Annotated in this window: 2 protein-coding genes; both read left to right on the top strand. The window is 60.8% G+C overall.

The genetic code is table 11. The features are described from left to right. The first annotated feature begins 169 nt into the window (after positions 1 to 169). Entirely contained in the window at positions 170 to 1198 is a 1029-nt protein-coding gene (locus tag KJQ12_RS11935) for an NADH:flavin oxidoreductase/NADH oxidase (protein ID WP_213484855.1), read from the top strand. Positions 1199 to 1437: 239 nt separating this feature from the next. Then, positions 1438 to 2958, top strand: coding sequence for a YyaL domain-containing protein (locus tag KJQ12_RS19610; RefSeq protein ID WP_244860588.1), 1521 nt, complete (start codon positions 1438 to 1440; stop codon positions 2956 to 2958). The last annotated feature ends 71 nt before the right edge of the window (positions 2959 to 3029 follow it).

Below are 3029 nucleotides of genomic sequence, written 5' to 3'. Positions count from 1 at the left end.
ACCCGCATGTACGGTGGTGTGAGAGGTCGGGGGCTAGCCGCCCCCTCCTACTCGATTAACTGATACTTTCAATAACAGTATCATCAGTGCCATCAGAAACGCAGTCCTTCATCAAATCGCAAGGCGGTCCTACAATGAAGCCATCTTCAATTCACGGGTGGTGTTCGCATTGGACCAAAATTTGTTTTCTCCCTATCGGATAAAAGGACTGCAGCTCAAAAATCGCGTCGTCATGGCGCCCATGTGCCAATATTCCGTTACGGCCAAGGACGGCAAGCCGAACGATTGGCATTATGTCCATTACCTCAGCCGCGCGATCGGCGGAGTCGGCCTGATCATCATGGAAATGACGGATGTGGAACCGGACGGCCGCATTACGGATTTCGACCTGGGATTGTGGTCGGACGAGCATATCCCGGCGTTCGCCAGAATCATTGACGGGGTGCATGCCCACGGCGCCAAAATCGGCATTCAGATCGCCCATGCCGGGCGCAAGGCCGAAGATGCGGCCCGGCCGGTGGCCCCGTCGGAGATCGCGTACCCGGGTTCACGCTATCGGGAGCCCCATGCCCTGACGGCCGGTGAGATCGAACGGATGGTCCGGCTCTTCGGCGACGCGGTGCGCCGCGCCGTCCAGGCGGGGGTGGACATGATCGAGCTGCACGGAGCGCACGGGTATCTGATTCATCAGTTCCACTCTCCGCTGACCAACAAGCGGGACGATGAATACGGGAAAGATCTGGCCCGCTTCGGCGTCGAGGTCATCCAGGCCGTGAAGAAAGAGATGCCGGAAGACATGCCGCTGTTCTTCCGGATTTCAGCTATCGAATACGCGGACGGCGGCTATGATATCGATCATGCGATCCGCCTCTGCAAAATTTACCGGGACGCGGGCGTGGATGTCTTTCATGTCACCACGGGCGGGGAAGGGCCGGCCGGACAGCGGAAACCCGGCAACTATCCCGGCTTCCAGGTGCCGTTCGCCCGTCAAATCAAAGAAGCCGTCGGCGTCCCCGTCGTTGCGGTAGGCATGTTGGAGGATCCGGTGCTGGCCGACGCCGTCGTCCGCAACGGGGATGCCGACCTGGCGGCGATTGCCCGCGGCTTGCTGCGGGACCCGCACTGGGCATTGAATGCGGCGGTCGCGCTGAAACAGCAGACGACCGTCCCGAAGCAATACCAACCGGCGTATCTGTAAAAGGCATATTTCGAATTCCACGGCCATCGCTGCGGGTTATGCAGCCGGCGGTCTTATCGTCCTGCTGCGGATGCCGGCGGGAAGGAAGCTGGGGAAGTCCCGGTGACATGAGGTCATCGGGGCTTTTTGCCGTTCGAGAGCGATCGGGGAGATTGATAGAGGCCGCTTTCATCAAGCGGCCTTCCCTCTTGACCAGGACACCCGCGGTTTATCTTCTCACCACAGGAACCCAGAATTCGTTGCCGGCGCTGCATATTTTCAACGCGAACGCCCAGTGGCTGGCCGAAGTTTTCGATCTGGAGGCGGAAGAATTTCGCTACCTGCCGGTCGACATGCTGCGGGATTCGGCCGTCTCCGACCGGGAGATGAAATGGTCCGAGCAAGAAATACTGGAGAAAAAGCGGATCCGCACACGGGAGGCCAATCTTGTCGTGAGGCTGGATGCGACCGGGATCCGGCGCTTCAAGCGGATGCACCCGCCGGGGATCATTTTGTCCCTGACCGGGGTCTCCGCGATCTGTTCCCGGAAGACGGGGCGGCTATGGCCGATCGCCTCCAGGGGGCGGTGCCCGCGATTTCGCTGGTCAGAGACGGCGGCGTTTGACCGGGAGCTGAACAACAATGTACGGGGCCTCGGCGACCGGCCGCACATGCATGTCGGATGGGTCAGCGGCGCGCCGTACGCTTATGCGCTGCTCATGTACGGCCGGAAGCATGGCCTTGCGAAGTACGCGGAAGCGGGAGCGGCCGTGCTGGACAAGATCGCGTCCGGCCTGTCCCCGTGCGGCATCTTCTGGGCGTCGTGGATCGTGGACCGCGGCTGGACGACGGGCTGGAACCCGCGCAAAAACTGGCTGCAGGCGCGCACGATTGCGGAAGCGACGCTGTTCATGATCCGCGCGCTTCGTTTCGAGCGGGAGCGCGGCTTTGAGCATGAAGATTGGAAGCGGGCGGTGCTCTCGAATCTTCGGTTTGCCATGGAGCACCAGCGCGAAGATGGAAACTTCGGCTCTTATTATGACTGCGAGCAAGGCACGGTGGAAGAGTGGGACGGCGCAGGGGGGATTTTGTGGATCGCCGCGCTGCTGGAAGGCGCGGATGTGCTGGGCGAGCCCGAATTCACGCGGGCCGCGGTGCGCGCGGGCGGCTATTATGAGCGTTTCGTGCGGGACGAGTACATTTACGGTGCGCCGGAGGACGTGCATCTGACGCCGACATCGGAGGACGCCTACAATGCGGTCGTCGCCTATGTGCTACTGTACGAGCACGACCGCGACAACCGGTGGCTGGAGCTGGCGGCAAGCGCGGCCGACTGGATGATGACGTTCCGCTGGACGTACAACATCGAGTTTCCGCGGCATTCGCTCCTGCGGCAGTACGATTTCCGTTCGCGCGGCGCGGACCAGGCGTCGTCGTCGAACCAGCACCTGCACAATTACGGCCTGTTCTGCGTGCCCGAAATGCTGCGGCTCTGGAAGTACACGGGCGACGCGTACTATCTGGAGCGCACGCGCGACCACCTGGCCTGCTTCCTGCAATTCATCGCCCGCGAAGACGGCGACTTCAACGCGTACAAGGGCATGGTGACGGAACGGTTCTACAACACCAACTGCTTCCAGCCCAAGGGGATGATGCTGACGCTTTCCCATTCCTGGTGCGTCGGCTTGGTGTTGTATGCGGCGCAGGAGGCGCTGGTCTGGCAAGATGAGCTCAGGCTGTCCGATATTTCGGTGAGAGGAAGGGAAGGTACGGCGTCATGAAGGACAAGCGGTTGTGAGCGTTTTGCAATAATCCAAGGCCTTGATTTGTAAGGATTTTCGGACATAAAAAA

Source organism: Thermobacillus xylanilyticus, assembly GCF_907165215.1.
Classification (GTDB): Bacteria; Bacillota; Bacilli; order Paenibacillales; family Paenibacillaceae; genus Thermobacillus; species Thermobacillus xylanilyticus.
This window is presented reverse-complemented; position numbering and strand designations above follow the sequence as displayed.